Below are 17,625 nucleotides of genomic sequence, written 5' to 3' on the forward strand. Positions count from 1 at the left end.
GTCCCCCGCCGGGCCGCCCGGCGCATCCCCTGGCGGGTTTTCACTGCTCCGTACGGGTGGCAGGCAGGTCGCCGCGGGTTTCAGACCCGGTCGACGAGGTCCGCGATCGAGTCCACGATCTTCGACGGCCGGTACGGGAAGTCCTCGACCTGCTCGGGCCTGGTCAGGCCGGTGAGCACCAGGAACGTCTGCATGCCGGCCTCCATGCCCGCAAGGACGTCGGTGTCCATGCGGTCGCCGATCATCGCGCTGGTCTCGGAGTGCGCGCCGATGGCGTTCAGCCCGGTGCGCATCATCAGCGGGTTCGGCTTGCCCGCGAAATACGGGTTCTTGCCGGTCGCCTTGGTGATCAGCGCGGCGACCGCACCCGTGGCGGGCAGCGCGCCCTCGGCGGAGGGGCCCGTCTCGTCCGGGTTGGTGCAGATGAAGCGCGCGCCGTCGTTGATGAGGCGGACCGCCTTCGTCATCGCCTCGAAGGAGTAGGTGCGGGTCTCGCCGAGCACCACGTAGTCCGGCTCGTGGTCGGTGAGGACGTAACCGATGTCGTGCAGCGCGGTGGTCAGCCCCGCCTCGCCGATCACGTACGCCGTGCCCTCGGGCCGCTGGTCGCCGAGGAACTGGGCGGTGGCCAGCGCTGAGGTCCAGATGTTGTCGATCGGCACGTCCAGACCCATCCGCCGCAGACGGGCGTGCAGGTCGCGGGGGGTGTAGATCGAGTTGTTGGTGAGGACGAGGAACGGCTTGCCGGACTCCCGCAGTTTCTTCAGGAAGGCGTCGGCGCCGGGGATCGGCACGCCCTCGTGGATGAGCACACCGTCCATGTCGGTGAGCCACGACTCGATGGGCTTGCGGTCTGCCATGTGCGGGATCTCCCTGCCGTGCGCGAGGACGCAGTCGCTGCGTGCGCCCCAGCCTAATCACAGGGCCGATCTTGGGGAATGGCCGCTTCCGGGCCGTCCACCTGCTGGGACGCGCCCCTCGGGGTCAGCGCCGTCGGCGGGCCACCAGCAGGGCCGCGCCGGCGATGAGGAAGCCGCCGCCCACGGCGCCGAGGGCGGCGGGCGAGGACAGGCCGGTGCGGGCCAGCTCGGCGGCCTCGTCGGCGAGGGAGAGCGCCCCGGTGCCGGGGGCGGAGGGGCGGGGAGAGGGTGTGGCGGGCGGCGCGGTCCGCGGGGCGGCCGAACCGGAGCCCGCCTCGGCCTTCCCGGCCCCGGGTTGGGTGCCCGGTCCGGTGTCGGCCCCGGGGTCGGTGCCCGGTCCGGTGTCGGCCCCGGGTTCGGTGTCGCGTCCGGGTTCCGCTTCGGGCGGGGTGCCGGGCGCGGTCCCGACGGTGAAGCGGTAGTCGTTCGACTGCCCGACCCAGTCGCCGTCGTCACCGTGCCGCTGGACGACGGCCGCGTTGGCGGTGACGACGTTCGGGGCGGTGTCCGGGGCGAGGGCCAGCCGCAGTTTCACCGTGAGGGTCCGGCCCGGGCCCACACGGAACCCGGAGAAGCCGTTCGCCGCGTTCTCGTCGGCGAAGACGCCGACCAGTTCGTCGTCGTCGGTGGGCTCGAAGCGAACCGGGTGCGCCCGTCCGTCGGCGTAGAACTCCAGGCGCGGCTGATCCGGTTTCAGCTGGTGCCCGGTGTCGACCAGGACGACGACCGGGTGGACGCCGTCGCAGGTGCGGCGGGTGGTGTTGGTGAGGTCGAGGTACCAGGCGCCGAATCCGCCGCCGGGCCGGTAGGAGTCGGGACCGCCGTGCAGACGGGTGGTGAGCGGGAAGCCGTCGGCGCCGGACCCGGCACAACCCGGTCCGGCTTCCGCGTACGCGGGCACGGGGAGGAGGGCGGCGGCCGCGGCGAGACAGAGGGAGACAGGCGGGCACAGTCGCATGAACACGTGACCCTGCACGATGATCCGACCGGACGGCCCCCGCCACACCGCCCGACGACACACATCCCCCTCGTTCGGCGGAGGGAGCCCGCCGGGCGCGGGAGCCGATCAGGGGAAGCGCGCTCGGCGGAGGGGAGGCGGTCGGGGGGAGCCCGCGCGGCGGAGGGGAACCGGTCGGAGGGAGCCCGCTCGGCGGAAGGCCGGCAGAGGAGAGCCGGTCGGGTGTGCGGACCGGGACGCCCCCGGCGCAGCGGGCGCGGCGGGCGCGGCGGGCGCGGCGGGCGCGGCGGGCGCGGCGGGCGCGGCGGGCGCGGCGGGCGCGGCGGGCGCAGCGGGCGCAGCGGGCGCAGCGGGCGCAGCGGGCGCAGCGGGCGCAGCGGGCGCAGCGGGCGCAGCGGGCGCAGCGGGCGCAGCGGGCGCGGCGGGTTCCGGCGGGCCGGGCACGCCAGGGGCACCGGGCGCACGGGGCGCACCAGGGGTTCCGGGCGCACGGGGCGCACGAGGCGCACGAGGCGCACCGGGCGCACCGGTCAGCCGGTCTCGCGGCCGAAGAGCGGGGCCAGGAGGAGCTGGGCTGCGCCCTCCGCCACGTTGCGCGGGCCGCCGGGGGCGAGACGCACCGGCACGGCGTTCTGCGGGGCGCCCTCGCGGCGGGCGTGCGTGTCGAGGACGGCGGCCACGCCGCGCAGGAAGGGCTCGGGGTCGGCCGCGACGGTCCGGCCGCCGAGCAGGACGGCGTCGACGTCGAGCAGTCCGGCCAGGTTCGCGGCGGCCACCCCCAGCACGCGCGCCGCCTCGCCCACGTCCCCCCGGGCGAGGGCGGCCAGGCACAGCGCCTCGACGCACCCCCGGTTGCCGCACGGGCACGGCGGTCCGTCAAGCTGCACGACCTGGTGCCCGAACTCACCCGCGCCGGTGCGCGCGCCCCGGTGCACGGTCCCGCCGATGACCAGGCCCGCGCCGAGGCCGGTGCCGAGGTGCAGGCAGGCGAAGGAGCCGCGCTCCCCGCCGACGGCGAGGCCGAGCGCGACGGCGTTGGTGTCCTTGTCGACGACGACCGGCGCCCCGAGCCGCGTCGCCAGCGCGTCCCGCAGCGGGAAGCCGTCCCACTCGGGAAAGCCGGTGATCCGGTGCAGCACCCCGTGGGCGTGGTCGAGCGGCCCGGGCAGCGCCACGCCGACGCCGAACAGGGTGCCGCCCGCGGTCCGGCCCAGCGGCCCGGCCTCACGGACGACCGCCCCCAGCACCGCCTCCGCGCCCGCGCCCAGGTCCAGCGGCACGCGTCGCTCCCCCACCACCGTCCCGTCGAGGTCGACCAGCACCGCCCTCAGCTCGTCGCGGTCGAGGTGGACGCCGACGGCATGACCGGCGCCGGGGACCAGCCGCAGGACCGTGCGCGGCTTGCCGCCGGTCGACGCCCGCCGGCCCGCCTCCGCCGCCAGCCCCTCCTCCCGCAGCCGGGCGGTGATCTTGCTGACGGCCTGCGGGGTGAGGCCGGTCCGCTCGGCGAGCTCGAGTCTGCTGATGCCGTCCGGGCCGGCCGTGCGCAGCAGGTCGAGCACGAGCGCGGTGTTGTGGCTGCGCAGGCCCGGCAGGTTCACACCGGTCGGGCGGCCGCCGCCGTTCGTCCTGTTCACGCCGTCATTCTCCCCCCTGCTTGCACTTTGGCAACAGTGTTGCGAAAGTGGGGCTCATGACTGGACGCAAGACTGGCGAGACTCCTCTCCGCGTGGGCCTGTTCGGCTACGGCCTCGCGGGCTCCGTCTTCCACGCCCCGCTGATCGCCGCCACCGAGGGCCTCGTGCTCGACACCGTGGTCACCTCGAACCCGGAGCGGCGGGAGCAGGCCCGCGCCGAGTTCCCGGACGTGCGCCTCGTCGCCGGCCCCGACGACCTCCTCGCCCGGGCCGGCGAATTGGACCTGGTCGTCGTCGCGTCCCCGAACAAGACCCATGTGCCGCTGGCGACCGCCGCGCTGAAGGCCGGTCTGCCGGTCGTCGTCGACAAGCCGGTCGCGGGCACGGCGGCCGAGGCCCGTGCGCTGGCCGCTCTCGCCGACGAGCGCGGACTGCTCCTGTCCGTCTTCCAGAACCGGCGCTGGGACAACGACTTCCTGACCCTGCGCAAACTGCTGGACGAGGGCGCGCTGGGCGAGGTCCGGCGCTTCGAGTCGCGGTTCGAGCGGTGGCGTCCGCTACCGAAGGGCGGCTGGCGGGAGTCCGGCGACCCGGCAGAGATCGGAGGTCTGCTCTACGACCTCGGCAGCCATGTCGTCGACCAGGCGCTGGTGCTGTTCGGCCCGGCGGTCCTCGTGTACGCCGAGGCGGACGTCCGCCGGCCGGGTGCGGAGACCGACGACGACACGTTCATCGCGCTCACCCACGCGAACGGCGTCCGCTCCCACCTGTACGTCTCCGCGACGACCGCCCAACTCGGCCCGCGCTTCCGGGTGCTGGGCTCGCGGGCGGGATATGTGAAGTACGGGCTGGACCCGCAGGAGGCGGCGCTTCGCGAGGGTCTGCGGCCCGGCGGCCCGGCCGGCTGGGGCACGGAACCGGAGGAGCTGTGGGGCCGGGTCGGCGCCGGGGAATCCCCGCTGACCGGCGGCGGACGCCCCGAACGGACCCTCCCCGGCGACTACCCGGCCTACTACGCTGCGGTGACCAAGGCACTGATCGACGGCGGCCCGGGCCCGGTGACCGCCGTCGAGGCGGCCGCCGCCCTCGACGTCCTGGAGGCGGCCCGCCGTTCGGCACGAGACAAGGTGGCGGTGACGCTGTAATGGGCACCCACGAGATCACCCCGAAGTTCACTCCGGAGATCACCCCGACCCTGGAGGAACTGCAGACCCAGGAACGCCGGCTGGTCTTCCGCCAGTTCACCCACGACGACGCGTGGGCGCTCGGCTCACTGCTGGTGGAACTGGCCCGCGAGCGCCAGGCGCCGGTGGCCGTCGACATCCACCGGTCGGGCCAGCAGCTCTTCCACGCCGCCCTGCCCGGCTCGGCTCCCGACAACGACGCCTGGATCGCCCGCAAACGCCGGGTGGTGGAACGCTTCGGTGCCTCGTCGTACCTGGTCGGCTCCCGTTTCCGCGCCAAGGGGACGACCTTCGAGGAGGCCTCCCGCCTCGACCCGGACACCTACGCGGCCCACGGCGGCTCCTTCCCGATCAACGTGGAGGGCGTGGGGATCGTCGGCGCGGTGACGGTCTCCGGCCTCCCCCAACTCGAGGACCACCGCTTCGTGGTGGCAGCCCTGGAACAGTTCCTGGAGAAATACCTGTAGCCAGGGGAGCGCGGGGGTGCCTCTATGTCCTTCGTCAAGGCCCCCAGGGGCGCGGGGAACTGCGCGACCAGCCACTCCCGACCCGCGCCCGACGAGCAACCGCACCCCTGCTCCGACCCCGCAGTCCCCCACCGATCCCGCGGAGCGCTACGCGACGGCGAACTCCTGCCGCTGCCGCCCCAGCCCCGAGATCTCCAGTTCCACCACGTCCCCGCCCCGCAGGAACGGCTTCGGGTCGGGGGCCCCGAGGGCCACCCCGGCCGGCGTCCCGGTGTTGATCACGTCCCCGGGGTACAGCGTCATGAACTGGCTGACGTACCGCACGACCTCCCCGACGGCGAAGATCTGCTCGGCCGTCGTGCCGTCCTGCTTGAGCTCCCCGTTGACCCAGAGCCGCAGGGAGAGGTCCTGCGGGTCGGCGATCTCGTCCGCCGTCACCAGCCACGGCCCCAGCGGGTTGAACGTCTCGCAGTTCTTGCCCTTGTCCCAGGTCCCGCCGCGCTCGATCTGGAACTCCCGCTCGGACACGTCGTGCGCCACCGCGTATCCGGCGACGTGGGCGAGCCCCTCCTCGGCCGACTCCAGGTAGCGGGCCGTGCGCCCGACGACGACGGCCAGCTCCACCTCCCAGTCGGTCTTGACGGACCCGCGCGGGATCAGCACGGTGTCGTGCGGCCCGACGACCGTGTCCGCCGCCTTGAAGAAGATCACGGGCTCGGCGGGCGGCTCGGCCCCGGTCTCCCGGGCGTGGTCGTGGTAGTTCAGCCCGATGCACACGATCTTGCCGATCCGTGCCAGCGGCGGCCCGATCCGCAGCCCGGCGGCGTCCAGCGCCGGCAGTGTCCCGGACTCGGCGGCGGCCCGGACCCGGCCGAGCGCCGCGTCGTCGGCGAGCAGCGCTCCGTCGATGTCCTGGACGATCCCGGAGAGGTCCCGCAGAACCCCCTCGGAGTCGAGCAGCGCGGGACGCTCCGTTCCCTTCGTACCGACTCGCAGCAACTTCATGATGACCGTCTCCCTGGATCGCGGGTCGTCCTCCGACGGGTGCAGCCATCGGAGGACTGGTCGATCGTCCAAGCTCGGCGTCCGCTCCGCAATACCCGGTTCACGTACTGGACCGTCACCGGACGGACGTGCGCGGACGTCATCGGTACAGGACGGCCCGTTCGACCGCGCTCCAGGTCGTCGACGTGATCACGTACAGCGCGGCGGCCAGCGGCACGACCGCCACGGTGACCAGGGTGAGGAACGACATGAACGGCATGACCTTGGTGAGGGCGCCGGCCCCGGGCACGTCCTGGCCGCCGGTCACGGGCAGCGGCGTCCGCTTGGCGCGCAGGTAGTTGAAAGTGGCGACCACGGCCACGACGGTGAACAGCGCGAGGTAGACCAGACCGGCCCCGCCGACCGGGCCGCCTTCGGCGAGCGCGTCCGCCCAGTGATCGCCGAGGGGTGCGGCGAACAGCCGGTGGCTAAGCAGCCCGTTGCTCTCACCGCCGACCGAGGTGCTGGAGAAGAGGTGGTAGAGCACGAAGAACGCGGGTGCCTGGAGCAGGCTCGGCAGGCAGCCGGAGAGCGGCGACACCTCTTCCGCGGCGTGCAGTTCCAGCACGGCCTTCCGGAGCCGTTCGGGGTCCTTCGCGTGCTTGCTGCGCAGTTCGGCGATCCTCGGCTGCAGGGCGGTGCGGGCCTTCTGCCCGCGGGCGGCCGCGCGGGAGAGCGGGTGGACGAGGAGCCGTACGAGCGCGGTGAACAGGACGATCGCGGCGGCCGCGGCGGCGGCGCCGAACAGGGGGTGGAGCAGGTCGGCGAGGTGCTCGACCAGGCTGGCGAAAACGGACATGGGTGAGGAGCCCTCCGGGGGTCTCGTCGTGCCGGGACAACGGGGTTGGCGGCATGACGACCCGCGCGGGGTCACGAGGACGGCGTCGGACGTGCCCTACGCGGCGGTCGCCGGGAGGGGCTGACCGGGCGCTCGCGGGCGCGGCCGGCCGGACGCGTCCGGATCGCGTTGCGACAGGAAGGCCGTGCGCCGGGCCCGGTCCCTGATCGCCGTGCGCACCCGGGTGGGCGGCACGCGAGGCGCGCTGCGCGCGGCGACGACGGTGCAGACGACGAGCGCGGAGGAGGCGGCGGCGGTCGCGGCGAGGGCGACGGCGGCCGTGAGACTGCCGGAGTCGAGAAGCAGGACGTCGAGGACGAGGAGGAGCAGGAAGGGCATGACGGCGCGACGCGCGTCGAACCGGTTGTGCGGCATGCCTCTCCTTCCCTGCTCCCAAGAGGACGTCCGGGAGACGGCGATGGTTCCGGAGCCGCAACCGCAACCGGAGCCGGAGCCGCAACCACACCTTCGGCCGCAACTCCCGCCAGGCCGCCGAGCCCGCCAGCCCGCCGAGCCCGCCGAGCCCGCCGGTGAGGCAGCTTGTATCAGTTGTTTGACACAAGATTCGGCTCACGGCATCTTGTACTCACTACTTGATACAAGTACCGACCGGGGGTCCGCCATGCTCGACACCGTCCCGCCCGAGCGGCTGCTGGCGCGCGCCGACCTCTGTGCCCGCTGGGCGGGCCTCGCCCTGGGCGTCGTCGTCGCGCAGCCGCTGGCGGCCATGGACAGCGACGACCTCGCCATGCGCTTCCTCAGCGCGGTCACCGCGTTCGGGCTGTGCGTCGTGGGCGGGGTCCTGCTCGGCGACTCCCTCACCCCCGCCCCCCTGGAGGCGGTCCGCACCGCCGGCCTCGCCCCGCGCCGGGTCCGGGACCACGTCCCGCCCCGGATGGCGCCGCTGCTGGTCTTCGAGGCGGCCTGCATCGCCGTCCTGCTGACGATCGGGACCCTCATGGCATCCCCCGACGCCCACGGCCGGATCGGCCGCACCCTCACCGTCACCTGTACCGGCCACAGACCCCGGCTCCTGGGCCCCTGGCCCGGCGTCCACTACGCCGCCCCGGCCCTCGCCGCCCTCGCCCTCGGCACCGCCGCCTGCGTCTGGGCACTGCGCCGCATCGCCCACCGCCCCGGCGACAACCTGCGACGCCACGACCGCAGCTGGGCGATCACCGGGGCCTGGGGGCTGCTGGTCTCCAGCCAACTGCTCATCGTCCTCGGCATGATCGGCCGGGTGCTGTCGTACACCACCTGCGCCGGCATGCTGGGCAACGTCACCGCGCTGGTGATCTACCCCTTGGGGCTGCTCGCCCTGTTCAGTCTGGGCTGGTGCCTGTTCACCGTCGTCGCACCCCGGGCCGTGGGCGATGAGTGAGCCCGCGGTACGCGTCGACACCACCAGCCAGGTGCCCCCGTACGACCAGATCCGGTCCCAGCTCGCCGCGCTGATCGTCACCGGCCGGCTGACGGAGGGCGAGCGGCTGCCGACCGTCCGCCAGCTCGCCGCCGACCTGGGTCTGGCGCCGGGGACGGTGGCCCGCGCCTACCGGGAACTGGAGGCCGCCGAGCTGATCCGCACCCGGCGCGGCGCCGGCTCCCGGGTGGCGGCTCCCCGGGCCCGTCCGGGCCGCCCCGATCCCGAGCAACTGGCGACGCTGGCACGTGACTTCACCGCGTCCGCCCGCGCCCTCGGCGCCGACACCGAAGCCGTCCTGACCGCCGTCCGAGAGGCGCTGGAGGAGGGGGCGTAGCGGCCTGGTGCCGGAACACCGCGACGCGGTCCGCAACCGACCGCCCCGCCCGGCGGCTCTACATGACCATGCACCTGCAGGACAGGCATCACATGCACGATGGGCACCACATGCACGACGGGCACGACGGGCACGACGGGCACGACGGGCACGATGGGCACGACATGCACAGGAGAGTGGCCCGCGGGGTCAGGACGTTCGCCGGTCAGCTGGCCCGCTTCGGCTGGGTCCAGGCGCGCTGCTGCGCCTTCGCGGTCGCGCTGCTCGGCGGCATGGCCGTCTCCAGGCTGCTCCCGGTCCTCCCGGTGGCCCGCTACGACCTCCTCCTCGCCTACGGCGTGCTGCTCACCGCTCTCGCGTGGCTCCTGGGCTGGGAGTCCCGGAGGGAGGTCGCGGTGGTGGCCGTCTGCCATGTCCTGGGGCTCGCCTTCGAGCTGGTGAAGGTGCGGGTGGGTTCGTGGAGCTACCCCGAGCCCGGCCTCACCAAGATCGCCGGAGTGCCGTTGTACGGCGGCTTCATGTACGCGGCCGTCGGCAGCTACGTCTGCCGGTCCTGGCGGCTGCTCGGCCTGTCCCTGACCCGCTACCGGGCCCGTTCCACCGCCGTGCTCGCCGTCGGCCTGTACGTGAACTTCCTGACCCATCACTGGCTGCCGGACCTGCGGCTGCCGCTCGGCGCGCTGCTGCTGGCCGCCACGGCGGGCACGTGGGCGCACTTCACGGTCGGCAGGCTGCGGCACCGGATGCCGCTGGCGCTCGCCTTCACGCTGATCGGCTTCTTCCTCTGGCTGGCCGAGAACATCGCCACCTACCTCGGCGCCTGGACCTACCCGTACCAGCTCCACGGCTGGGAGCCCGTCGCCCTCTCCAAGTGGGTCTCGTGGGCGCTGCTGATCAGCGTCACCTTCGTCATCTGCGGGGCCCGCCGGGAGCGGCGCGAACCCCGGGAGCACCGAGACCCCCGCGAGCGCCGGCGCGACGGCGTCCTATCCGCGGGGCTGCGCGGCGACCAGGACGCCCCACACGACCAGCCGGTACCGGGAGGTGTACTCGGGAGTGCAGGTGGTGAGGGTGAGGTAGCGGCCGGGGACGCCGTAACCGTGACCGGGCTTCGCGAGGGAGCGGGGCACGGGCCCGATGACGCCCGAGTCGCGGGGTGAGGTCTGCGGCAGGACCTTGTCGACGAGGTAGGTGTAGGTGGCGTCCCGGGTCTCCACCTCCACCCTGTCGCCCTTCCCCAGGCGGTTGAGGTACCGGAAGGGCTCACCGTGCGTGTTGCGGTGCCCGGCGAGCGCGAAGTTGCCCTGCTGCCCCGGCTGTTGACTGCCGCTGTAGTGACCCGCGTACCCCTTGTCGAGGACCTTCCGCTTGCTGGTGCCCTCGCCGACCGGCACCCGCAGGCCGATCCGGGGGATGCGCAGCACGGCGTAGGCCTGGGAGGGACGCGGGACGCCGCTCCCGGCGTCGCCCGCGCCCCCTGCCGACGAGCCGGTACGGCCGTCGGGGCCGGCGCCGTCCTCGTCGCCGGCGGACGGGCCGCCGGCGGCGGTGCCGGCGCCCGGGCCCCCGTCACCGGCGGCGCCCTGCGGACCGTCCGCCTCGCCGCTCCCCCACTCCCGCTCCAGGGCCGCCACCCCGCGCTCGGCGCCGTCCTTCGCCTCCCGGTTGGTCCACCACAGCTGGTGGACGACGAGGAGAAGCACCAGCACCCCGGCGGTGACGAGGAGTTCGGCGCCGGTCCACAGCGCCCGCCGGCACCGGGCGCGCCGCCGCCGGGTGCCGTGCCGAACGACGGGGACGCGCCGGCCGAGGGGAGTCCACCGCCCGGGGGAAGTCTGCACGCGGGCACGATAAGGGGAGGGGGACAAGGTCTCCAGACCCGTACATACACGGACCGTCCCCACCCCGCGCGTTCGTCCCCTCGAACCCCTTCCGCCCCTTTCTCCACAGGTTTGAGAAAGGGCTGTCAGAACTCTCGACAACCGCACGGACCACACCCGATGCTTCGTGACGCATTGACGCACCTACGCATTGACGATTTGACGCATTGACGCACTCCGACGACGCCGGCGGGGACGACCGGCGGTCGATCGCTGTCATGAAGCGGAGAAGTCATGATCCGACGCAGAACACTGCTGGCGGCCACGGGCGGCGCGCTCCTCGGGAGCACCCTCGCGACGGGCACCGCCCGCGCCGACTCCACGATCGCCGTCAATCCCGCGACGACGTACGGCACCTGGGAAGGCTGGGGCACCTCCCTCGCCTGGTGGGCGAACGTCTTCGGCGCCCGGGACGACTTCGCCGACATCTTCTTCACGACCAAGTCGGTGTCCTACAACGGCAGCACCCTGCCCGGCCTCGGCCTCAACATCGCCCGCTACAACCTGGGCGCGTGCAGCTGGAACACCGTGGGCGGCGCGTCGATGGCGGTCTCCCCCAACATCCCCGGGTTCAAGCAGATCGAGGGCTACTGGCAGGACTGGAACAACGAGGACCCGACGTCCTCGGCCTGGGACTGGACGGCGGACGCGAACCAGCGCGCGATGCTGCAGAAGGCCGCGTCGCGCGGCGCGACGTCGGAGCTGTTCGCCAACTCCCCCATGTGGTGGATGTGCCTGAACCACAACCCGTCGGGCGCGTCGGGCGGCGGCAACAACCTCCAGTCCTGGAACTACCGCCAGCACGCCTCCCACCTCGCGGCGGTCGCCCTGCGCGCCAAGAACAACTGGGGCGTGAACTTCGCGACGGTCGACCCCTTCAACGAACCGTCCTCGTCCTGGTGGACGGCGACCGGGACGCAGGAGGGCTGCCACATGGACGCCACCGTCCAGGCGGCCGTCCTGCCGTACATGCGCAGCGAGCTGGACGCGCGCGGCCTGACGGCGACCAAGATCTCGGCCTCGGACGAGACGAGTTACGACCTCGCCCGCACCACCTGGAACTCCTTCTCCGCGACGACGAAGGGGTACGTGAACCGGGTCAACGTCCACGGCTACCAGGGCTCCGGCGGCCGCCGCGACCTGCTGTACACGGACGTCGTGACGACGGCCAAGAAGGCACTGTGGAACTCCGAGACCGGCGACAAGGACGGCACCGGTCTCACCATGGCGAGCAACCTGCTCTACGACTTCCGCTGGCTGCACCCGACGGCGTGGGTCTACTGGCAGGTCATGGACCCGTCGGCGGGCTGGGCGATGATCCGGTACGACCCGAACACGCTGGCGGCCGGCGCGGTCACCACGAAGTACTACGTGATGGCCCAGTTCAGCCGTCACATCCGGCCCGGCATGACGATCCTCGACACGGGCGTGAGCTACGCGGCGGCGGCCATCGACAGGACGGCGAAGCGCCTGGTGATCGTCGCGGCGAACACGTCGTCGTCGGCCCAGACGCTCACCTTCGACCTCTCCCGCTTCACCACGGTGAGCGGCGGATCGGGGGGACTGGTCCCGCGCTGGAACACGGTGACCAACGGCTCCGGCGACCTCTACGCCTCCCACTCGGACACCCGCCTGAGCGGCAAGTCGATCAGCGTCCCGTTCGCGGCGGGCGCGGTGCAGACCCTCCAGGTGGACGGGGTGACGATCTAGGACGTCCGGCACGGATTCCGGGTGGGCGGGGCGGCGATGTGGTCGCCGGCCATCAGGTATCTCTCCTTTGTCGGCGGGCGGCGTTACGGTGTCACCCATGCGCCCCGACACGCCTGCCGAGAACGTCGACCACACCGCCGAAGCGGCACGCCTGGAGCGGACCGCCGGCCTGTATCCCGAGGACGCGGAAGCCCTGCTGCTGCAGGCCGCGGCACACCTGGAACTGGCCGGCGACCGCCCCGCCGCGACGACCCTGTACGACCGCCTCCTGTCCTCCTCGGAGGGACCGGAGACCCTGGAGAGCCCCCACCTGATCCGCGCCCTGAAGGCCTCCAACCTGTGGGAGTACGGTCACGAGGCCGAGGCCAGAGCGATCATCGACGGCATCCGCGCCGCCGCCCCCCGCGACCCGGCCCCCTGGGTGATCGTCGCGGAGTCACTGGAGGCCCACGACGAGCTGGAGGCCGCGCAGAAGACGTTCACCGAGGGCGTCACCCTGCTCCTGGCCGACGTCCCGGAACCCCCGCCGCACTCCTGCCATCCCCTGCTCTTCGGCCGCCACCGCGTACGCCGCATGCTGGGAGCCGCCCACGACGACTGGGACGTGCTGGCCGACACCCTCCACTCCTCCCCCGTCCCCCTGGACGAGCTGCACGACCCCAAGCGCGTCTGGTCCCTGGGCTCGGACAATCCGGCCGAACTGCGGGCGGAGATCTCCCGCCTGCGCGCCGAACTCGGCGCATACCGGGAGAAACTGTCCCGCCCGTTCCCGGTCGCGGTCCTGCACTGGCCCACGGGAGAGCTGGCGGAGCTGCTCGGCGCGTACCCGACGCTGTCGGCCGAATACCCCTCGCACGAGGAGCACCTGGCGACCATAGAGGCGTCCCTGCGCGAACTCGCCGCCTCCGGCACGGCCAACCTCGGCATCGTGACCGGCACGGTCCCCTCCTACGAGGCCTTCGCGGCCTCGGAGGCCTCATCACCGGGGGACGCGAACCTGCTCCCCCAGTACGCGACGACCCTGGCGGCAAGGGGCCGGGCTGTCGGCTGGCCGCCGGAGCGGGGGGCGGGGTGCTGGTGCGGGTCGGGTACGGCCTACGAGGGGTGCCACGGGGCAACCGCGTAGCACCGCCCCGCCCTCACCGTCACCCCACCTCGGGTGACGGACTACTCAGCCGACACCCGGCCCGTCGGGCCGCAACGCGTCCGAGATGGACTTGACGCCGCCGTGCGCGCTGAAGCCCCCGTCGACGGGGATCTCCGCTCCCGTGATGAAGGAGGACGCGTCACCGAGCAGGAAGACGACGAGGGGCGCGACGTCGTCGACGGTGCCGCTGCGACCGAGGGGCGTCTCGCGGATGGTCGTCTCCCGGAAGGCCGGGGTCGCGGCGGCGGTCATCTCCGTCTCGATGTAGCCGGGGTGGACCGTGTTGACCCGGATCCCGCGCGGACCCAGCTCTGTGGCCGCGATCTTCGAGACGCCCCGCAGCGCCCACTTGCTGGCCGTGTACGCCACCGGGTAGTAGCCGGTGTACGCGGTGGACGACCCCACGTTGACGATGGACGAACCCCGGCGGCATCAGCGGAGAGAGGTACTGGATGCCAAGCAGCGGCCCGGTGGCGTTCACCGCGTGCACCCGCTCGAAGTCCTCCGCGCGCACCTCCCCGAGCCGGGCCCGGTGAATGACACCCGCGTTGTTGACCAGCCCGTGAACGTGCCCGTACGTCTCCCGCAGTTCGGCGGCGAGCTCGGCCCAGTCGCTCTCACGGGCGACGTCAAGAGGCCGGCAGTCGCCTTCCTGACGGATGTCAGTGGCGATCACGGTGGCACCGGCCTGGGCGAGAGCCCCGGCTTCGGCGGCACCTTGGCCTCGGGCGGCACCGGTGACCACGACGACCTTGCCGGTGAGGGGTCTGGGGGTGCCCTGGGGGGGTATTCATGGCGGCCAAGTTAGCTGCGCCAAGTAACAACCCACGTTCCGCGCTACCCCATCGGCCTTCGTCCGAGCGCTCAGCCCTCTTGTGCCAGCGGTCCCTGTTAAAACTGTTCGTGGCGCAACTAGCGATCTAGGGGGACCCGCGTGGCTCAGCCAGGAGATCTGTCGCAACCTGTCCCGGGTGTGTACGAGGAGCTCATCACCGAAGGCATGCAGGCACAGATCGAGCAACTGCACGCGGCCGGTTGGAAGCCGATCCACGCGGAGGTAAGTGCCGAGTCCTCACCGCATGTTCTTGCGCGCCATATCGGTGAGGCCGTCGAACGGCGGTTGAGTCAGCTCTCCCATGACAAACAGGTGGCCGCAGCCAACGAGATCATGCGGTCCCTGGTCAGCAACATGCCGGATCCGGACGTGGACGCGGCCGGAACCGCCATCGTCGATGGTCCCCGTCAGCTTCTCGCGCTTGCCGAGCAGGAAGCTCCTGGCGTGTACGCGATCAGGCCCCTGACGCCTCTCTCCGAGACGGCGCTGATCACCAACGCGCCGGACGATCCGAGCTTGGGCGCGGAGTTGCGGGCAGAGCTCGCCACCGCCGACCGTATCGATCTGCTCTGCGCGTTCGTGAAGTGGTACGGGATACGAGTCCTTGAGGACTCGCTCCGCGCCGCCAAGGAACGTGGTGTCCCGATCAGGGTCATCACGACGACGTACATCGGTGCCACCGATCGCCACGCCCTGGACCGGCTGGTGCGTGAGTTCGGCGCAGAGGTCAAGGTCAACTATGAGATCAGGTCGACGCGTTTGCACGCCAAGGCCTGGCTGTTTCGCCGCAACACCGGCTTCGACACGGCGTACGTGGGCAGCTCCAACCTTTCCAAGGCAGCCTTGCTTGACGGCTTGGAGTGGAACGTACGGCTGTCCTCGGTGGCCACTCCCAGGGTGCTCGACAAGTTCGAGGCGACCTTCGACGCGTACTGGGCAGACACGGCCTTCGAGGCATACGACCCCGATCGCGATGGCGAGCGGCTAGCTCGGGCACTCGCCCAGGCGGGCGGCACCGGACCTGCCGGAGATATCAAGATCAGTCTCTCTGGTCTCGAGGTGCATCCGCTCCCGCATCAGAAGGACATGCTGGAGCGCCTTCGCGTTGAGCGCGACGTCCGAGGCCGCCATCGGAATCTGCTCGTCGCGGCGACGGGGACGGGCAAGACCGTCATGGCCGCACTCGACTACCGAAGGATGCGAGACGCCCGTGGTGGGCAACTTCCCCGTCTGCTCTTCGTCGCCCACCGCAAGGAAATCCTGCAACAGTCTCTGCGCACCTACCGAGAGGTACTCGACAACGCCTCCTTCGGCGAACTCCTTCACAGCGGCGAGAAGCCGCGCGAGGGGACGCACGTCTTCGCCAGCGTCCAGTCCCTCAACCTCCAGCGCCTGGAGAAACTCGACCCGGAGTGGTTCGACGTCATCGTCATCGACGAGTTCCACCACGCCACCGCCGAGACCTACCGGCGGGTCATCGAGCACTTCAGGCCGGCCGAGCTCCTGGGTCTCACGGCGACGCCGGAGCGGATGGACGGGTGCAATGTGCAGGACGAGTTCTTCAAGGGACGGATCGCCGCCGAGCTACGACTCTGGGAGGCACTGGAAAACGATCTGCTCTGTCCCTTCCACTACTTCGGGCTGCCGGACGGCACGGACCTAACCCGCCTCGACTGGCGGTCGGGCGTCTACGACCGGGATCAGCTCGGCCGCCTCTACACAGGTGACGAGGCTCGGGCCCGCATCGTCATCAAGCAGGTCGAGGACAAGATCTCGGCCCCTGCCACGATGCGCGCGCTGGGATTCTGTGTGAACAAGAACCATGCGCATTTCATGGCGGAGTGCTTCCGCCGAGTAGGTTTCCGGGCAGCGGCACTCGACAGTGACTCCAAACGCGAGATGCGCCAACGGACACTCGACGACCTCAAAGCAGGTCGCATCCAGGTGATCTTCTCCGTCGACCTGTTCAACGAGGGCCTGGACATCCCCGACGTCGACACCCTTCTGCTCCTGCGCCCCACCAACAGCGCCACGGTTTTCCTCCAGCAACTCGGACGCGGACTGCGTCGCACGGCGAACAAGCCGGTCCTCACAGTCCTCGACTTCATCGGCCAGCACCGCGCCGAGTTCCGCTTCGAAGAGCAGTTCCGCGCCCTGACCAACCTCTCGCGCAACCGTCTGGTCGACAACATCGAGCAGGGCTTCCCCCAGTTGCCCTCGGGCTGCCAAATCATCCTGGAAGGCAAGTCCAAGGACCTCGTCCTCGCCAACATTCGCACCCAACTCAAGGCCACCATCACCACGTTGGCCAAGGAAGTGAGGGACTACCACACCCCGCGGCTGGCCGACTACCTCCGCGAGAGCCGACGCGATATCCAGGAGCTCTACAAGAGCGACAACTCCTGGACCAAGGTCTTGCGTAGGGCAGGGTTCATCCACGAGGAAGAGCCGCCGGGCGAAGCTGAGCTCCTCAAGCGAGTTCACGCTTTCCTGCACGTCGACGACCCGGACCGGATTCACGCGTACCTGCGCCTAGTCGCCGATGACGCCCCCGACTACGACTCGTTGTCCGTGCAGGACCAGGGATACGCCCGCATGCTCTTCTTCAACCTGTGGGACAACGCGGGCGGCTTCTCCAGTTACCGCCAAGGGCTTGAATCGCTGCGCGGCCAGCCGTCGCTGCGTGACGAGTTGGAGCAGGTCCTGTCGTACGCCCGGGAAAAGGCTGACCACTTCCCCCTCCCGCTGGAGGGTTCGCTGGCTCCCATCCCGCTGAAGATCCACAGCTCCTACAACCGTTCCGAGATCCTCTCTGCGCTGGGGATCGCCAAACTTGGCGGCCAGATGCCGCGGGCCTTCGGACAGGGAGTGCGGTGGGTGGAGGAGTTCAACACCGACGCCCTTCTGATCACCCTGGAGAAGAGCGAGCGGGACTTCTCGCCGACCGTCCGCTACAAGGACTACGCGCTCAGCCCGACCCGCTTCCACTGGGAGTCTCAGAGCACCACTCCGGCAGACTCCGTGACCGGCCTGCGGTACCAGCACCACGCCGAGCGGGGCAGTCACGTCCTGCTGTTCCTCCGCCGCTACACGAACAACAGCATCGGCAAGGCCGAGCCCTGGATGCTACTTGGGCCAGCCACCTACGCCGGCCACACCGGCAGCAAGCCGATGGCGATCACCTGGGATCTCCAACACGAGCTTCCTGCCGATGTGAGCTCCTACGCATCCATCACGAGCTGACCTGC

14 protein-coding genes and 2 pseudogenes are annotated in these 17,625 nt (G+C 71.5%); 8 read left to right on the forward strand and 8 right to left on the reverse strand.

Features of this window, described 5'->3' with window-relative positions:
* Nucleotides 1–80: 80 nt before the first annotated feature.
* The 3 genes from QF032_RS15170 to QF032_RS15180 form a co-directional block, all read right to left on the reverse strand.
* Nucleotides 81–860, reverse strand: coding sequence for an HAD-IIA family hydrolase (locus QF032_RS15170; RefSeq protein WP_057574482.1), 780 nt, complete (start codon nucleotides 858–860; stop codon nucleotides 81–83).
* A 124-nt stretch (nucleotides 861–984) separates the two neighbouring features.
* On the reverse strand, nucleotides 985–1,878 hold the full coding sequence (locus tag QF032_RS15175) for a hypothetical protein (protein WP_307060264.1): 894 nt from the start codon (nucleotides 1,876–1,878) through the stop codon (nucleotides 985–987).
* A 530-nt stretch (nucleotides 1,879–2,408) separates the two neighbouring features.
* The gene (locus QF032_RS15180) at nucleotides 2,409–3,515 is read right to left on the reverse strand and encodes an ROK family transcriptional regulator (protein WP_307056216.1); all 1,107 of its coding nucleotides are present in this window, start codon (nucleotides 3,513–3,515) and stop codon (nucleotides 2,409–2,411) included.
* Between the two features lie 56 nt (nucleotides 3,516–3,571).
* Between QF032_RS15180 and QF032_RS15185 the strand changes: the two genes are divergently transcribed.
* Together QF032_RS15185 and QF032_RS15190 are read left to right on the forward strand one after the other, a co-directional pair.
* On the forward strand, nucleotides 3,572–4,660 hold the full coding sequence (locus QF032_RS15185) for a Gfo/Idh/MocA family protein (RefSeq protein WP_307043243.1): 1,089 nt from the start codon (nucleotides 3,572–3,574) through the stop codon (nucleotides 4,658–4,660).
* Nucleotides 4,660–5,166: a heme-degrading domain-containing protein gene (locus QF032_RS15190; protein ID WP_307043246.1), complete on the forward strand. Its 507-nt coding sequence runs from the start codon at nucleotides 4,660–4,662 to the stop codon at nucleotides 5,164–5,166. The genes QF032_RS15185 and QF032_RS15190 overlap by 1 nt, the downstream gene beginning before the upstream one ends.
* A 147-nt stretch (nucleotides 5,167–5,313) precedes the next feature.
* Here QF032_RS15190 and QF032_RS15195 read toward each other — a convergent pair whose 3' ends face one another.
* The 3 genes from QF032_RS15195 to QF032_RS15205 form a co-directional block, all read right to left on the reverse strand.
* Complete coding sequence (locus tag QF032_RS15195) at nucleotides 5,314–6,171, reverse strand: fumarylacetoacetate hydrolase family protein (protein WP_307043248.1); 858 nt, start codon at nucleotides 6,169–6,171, stop codon at nucleotides 5,314–5,316.
* Between the two features lie 139 nt (nucleotides 6,172–6,310).
* On the reverse strand, nucleotides 6,311–7,009 hold the full coding sequence (locus QF032_RS15200) for a YidC/Oxa1 family membrane protein insertase (RefSeq protein ID WP_307056217.1): 699 nt from the start codon (nucleotides 7,007–7,009) through the stop codon (nucleotides 6,311–6,313).
* Nucleotides 7,010–7,105: 96 nt separating this feature from the next.
* On the reverse strand, nucleotides 7,106–7,423 hold the full coding sequence (locus QF032_RS15205) for a DUF6412 domain-containing protein (protein WP_306952109.1): 318 nt from the start codon (nucleotides 7,421–7,423) through the stop codon (nucleotides 7,106–7,108).
* Nucleotides 7,424–7,670: 247 nt separating this feature from the next.
* Here QF032_RS15205 and QF032_RS15210 point away from each other — a divergent pair, with 247 nt between their 5' ends.
* From QF032_RS15210 to QF032_RS15220, 3 genes and pseudogenes are all read left to right on the forward strand, one after another.
* Nucleotides 7,671–8,429 carry a hypothetical protein gene (locus QF032_RS15210; RefSeq protein WP_307043252.1) on the forward strand — a complete coding sequence of 253 codons (759 nt, stop codon included), beginning with the start codon at nucleotides 7,671–7,673 and terminating at the stop codon, nucleotides 8,427–8,429.
* Nucleotides 8,422–8,805 carry a GntR family transcriptional regulator gene (locus tag QF032_RS15215; protein ID WP_307043253.1) on the forward strand — a complete coding sequence of 128 codons (384 nt, stop codon included), beginning with the start codon at nucleotides 8,422–8,424 and terminating at the stop codon, nucleotides 8,803–8,805. The genes QF032_RS15210 and QF032_RS15215 overlap by 8 nt, the downstream gene beginning before the upstream one ends.
* Before the next feature lie 164 nt (nucleotides 8,806–8,969).
* Nucleotides 8,970–9,653 (forward strand): annotated as a pseudogene (locus QF032_RS15220) (DUF817 domain-containing protein); the annotation flags it as partial.
* A gap of 138 nt (nucleotides 9,654–9,791) precedes the next feature.
* Here QF032_RS15220 and QF032_RS15225 read toward each other — a convergent pair.
* The gene (locus QF032_RS15225; protein WP_307056218.1) at nucleotides 9,792–10,646 is read right to left on the reverse strand and encodes a class E sortase; all 855 of its coding nucleotides are present in this window, start codon (nucleotides 10,644–10,646) and stop codon (nucleotides 9,792–9,794) included.
* 273 nt (nucleotides 10,647–10,919) lie between these two features.
* Between QF032_RS15225 and QF032_RS15230 the strand changes: the two genes are divergently transcribed.
* A complete protein-coding gene (locus QF032_RS15230; RefSeq protein ID WP_307043259.1) occupies nucleotides 10,920–12,395 on the forward strand; it encodes a glycoside hydrolase in 1,476 nt (491 codons plus the stop codon).
* A gap of 97 nt (nucleotides 12,396–12,492) precedes the next feature.
* Nucleotides 12,493–13,521: a hypothetical protein gene (locus tag QF032_RS15235; protein ID WP_307056219.1), complete on the forward strand. Its 1,029-nt coding sequence runs from the start codon at nucleotides 12,493–12,495 to the stop codon at nucleotides 13,519–13,521.
* Nucleotides 13,522–13,689: 168 nt separating this feature from the next.
* Here QF032_RS15235 and QF032_RS15240 read toward each other — a convergent pair.
* Nucleotides 13,690–14,287 (reverse strand): annotated as a pseudogene (locus tag QF032_RS15240) (SDR family NAD(P)-dependent oxidoreductase); the annotation flags it as partial.
* Between the two features lie 255 nt (nucleotides 14,288–14,542).
* On the opposite strand from QF032_RS15240, the gene QF032_RS15245 reads away from it, so the two are divergent.
* Complete coding sequence (locus QF032_RS15245) at nucleotides 14,543–17,620, forward strand: DUF3427 domain-containing protein (protein ID WP_307060266.1); 3,078 nt, start codon at nucleotides 14,543–14,545, stop codon at nucleotides 17,618–17,620.
* Nucleotides 17,621–17,625: the final 5 nt, after the last annotated feature.

Source organism: Streptomyces achromogenes (assembly GCF_030816715.1).
Classification (GTDB): domain Bacteria; phylum Actinomycetota; class Actinomycetes; order Streptomycetales; family Streptomycetaceae; genus Streptomyces; species Streptomyces achromogenes_A.

Bases quoted from the DNA above. Each gene is read 5' to 3' on its own strand.
- QF032_RS15200 (WP_307056217.1), bottom strand. From the start codon at position 7,009: ATGTCCGTTTTCGCCAGCCTGGTCGAGCACCTCGCCGACCTGCTCCAC.
- QF032_RS15195 (WP_307043248.1), bottom strand. From the start codon at position 6,171: ATGAAGTTGCTGCGAGTCGGTACGAAGGGAACGGAGCGTCCCGCGCTG.
- QF032_RS15235 (WP_307056219.1), top strand. From the start codon at position 12,493: ATGCGCCCCGACACGCCTGCCGAGAACGTCGACCACACCGCCGAAGCG.
- QF032_RS15175 (WP_307060264.1), bottom strand. From the start codon at position 1,878: ATGCGACTGTGCCCGCCTGTCTCCCTCTGTCTCGCCGCGGCCGCCGCC.
- QF032_RS15245 (WP_307060266.1), top strand. From the start codon at position 14,543: ATGCAGGCACAGATCGAGCAACTGCACGCGGCCGGTTGGAAGCCGATC.
- QF032_RS15170 (WP_057574482.1), bottom strand. From the start codon at position 860: ATGGCAGACCGCAAGCCCATCGAGTCGTGGCTCACCGACATGGACGGT.
- QF032_RS15190 (WP_307043246.1), top strand. From the start codon at position 4,660: ATGGGCACCCACGAGATCACCCCGAAGTTCACTCCGGAGATCACCCCG.
- QF032_RS15230 (WP_307043259.1), top strand. From the start codon at position 10,920: ATGATCCGACGCAGAACACTGCTGGCGGCCACGGGCGGCGCGCTCCTC.
- QF032_RS15210 (WP_307043252.1), top strand. From the start codon at position 7,671: ATGCTCGACACCGTCCCGCCCGAGCGGCTGCTGGCGCGCGCCGACCTC.
- QF032_RS15205 (WP_306952109.1), bottom strand. From the start codon at position 7,423: ATGCCGCACAACCGGTTCGACGCGCGTCGCGCCGTCATGCCCTTCCTG.
- QF032_RS15215 (WP_307043253.1), top strand. From the start codon at position 8,422: ATGAGTGAGCCCGCGGTACGCGTCGACACCACCAGCCAGGTGCCCCCG.
- QF032_RS15185 (WP_307043243.1), top strand. From the start codon at position 3,572: ATGACTGGACGCAAGACTGGCGAGACTCCTCTCCGCGTGGGCCTGTTC.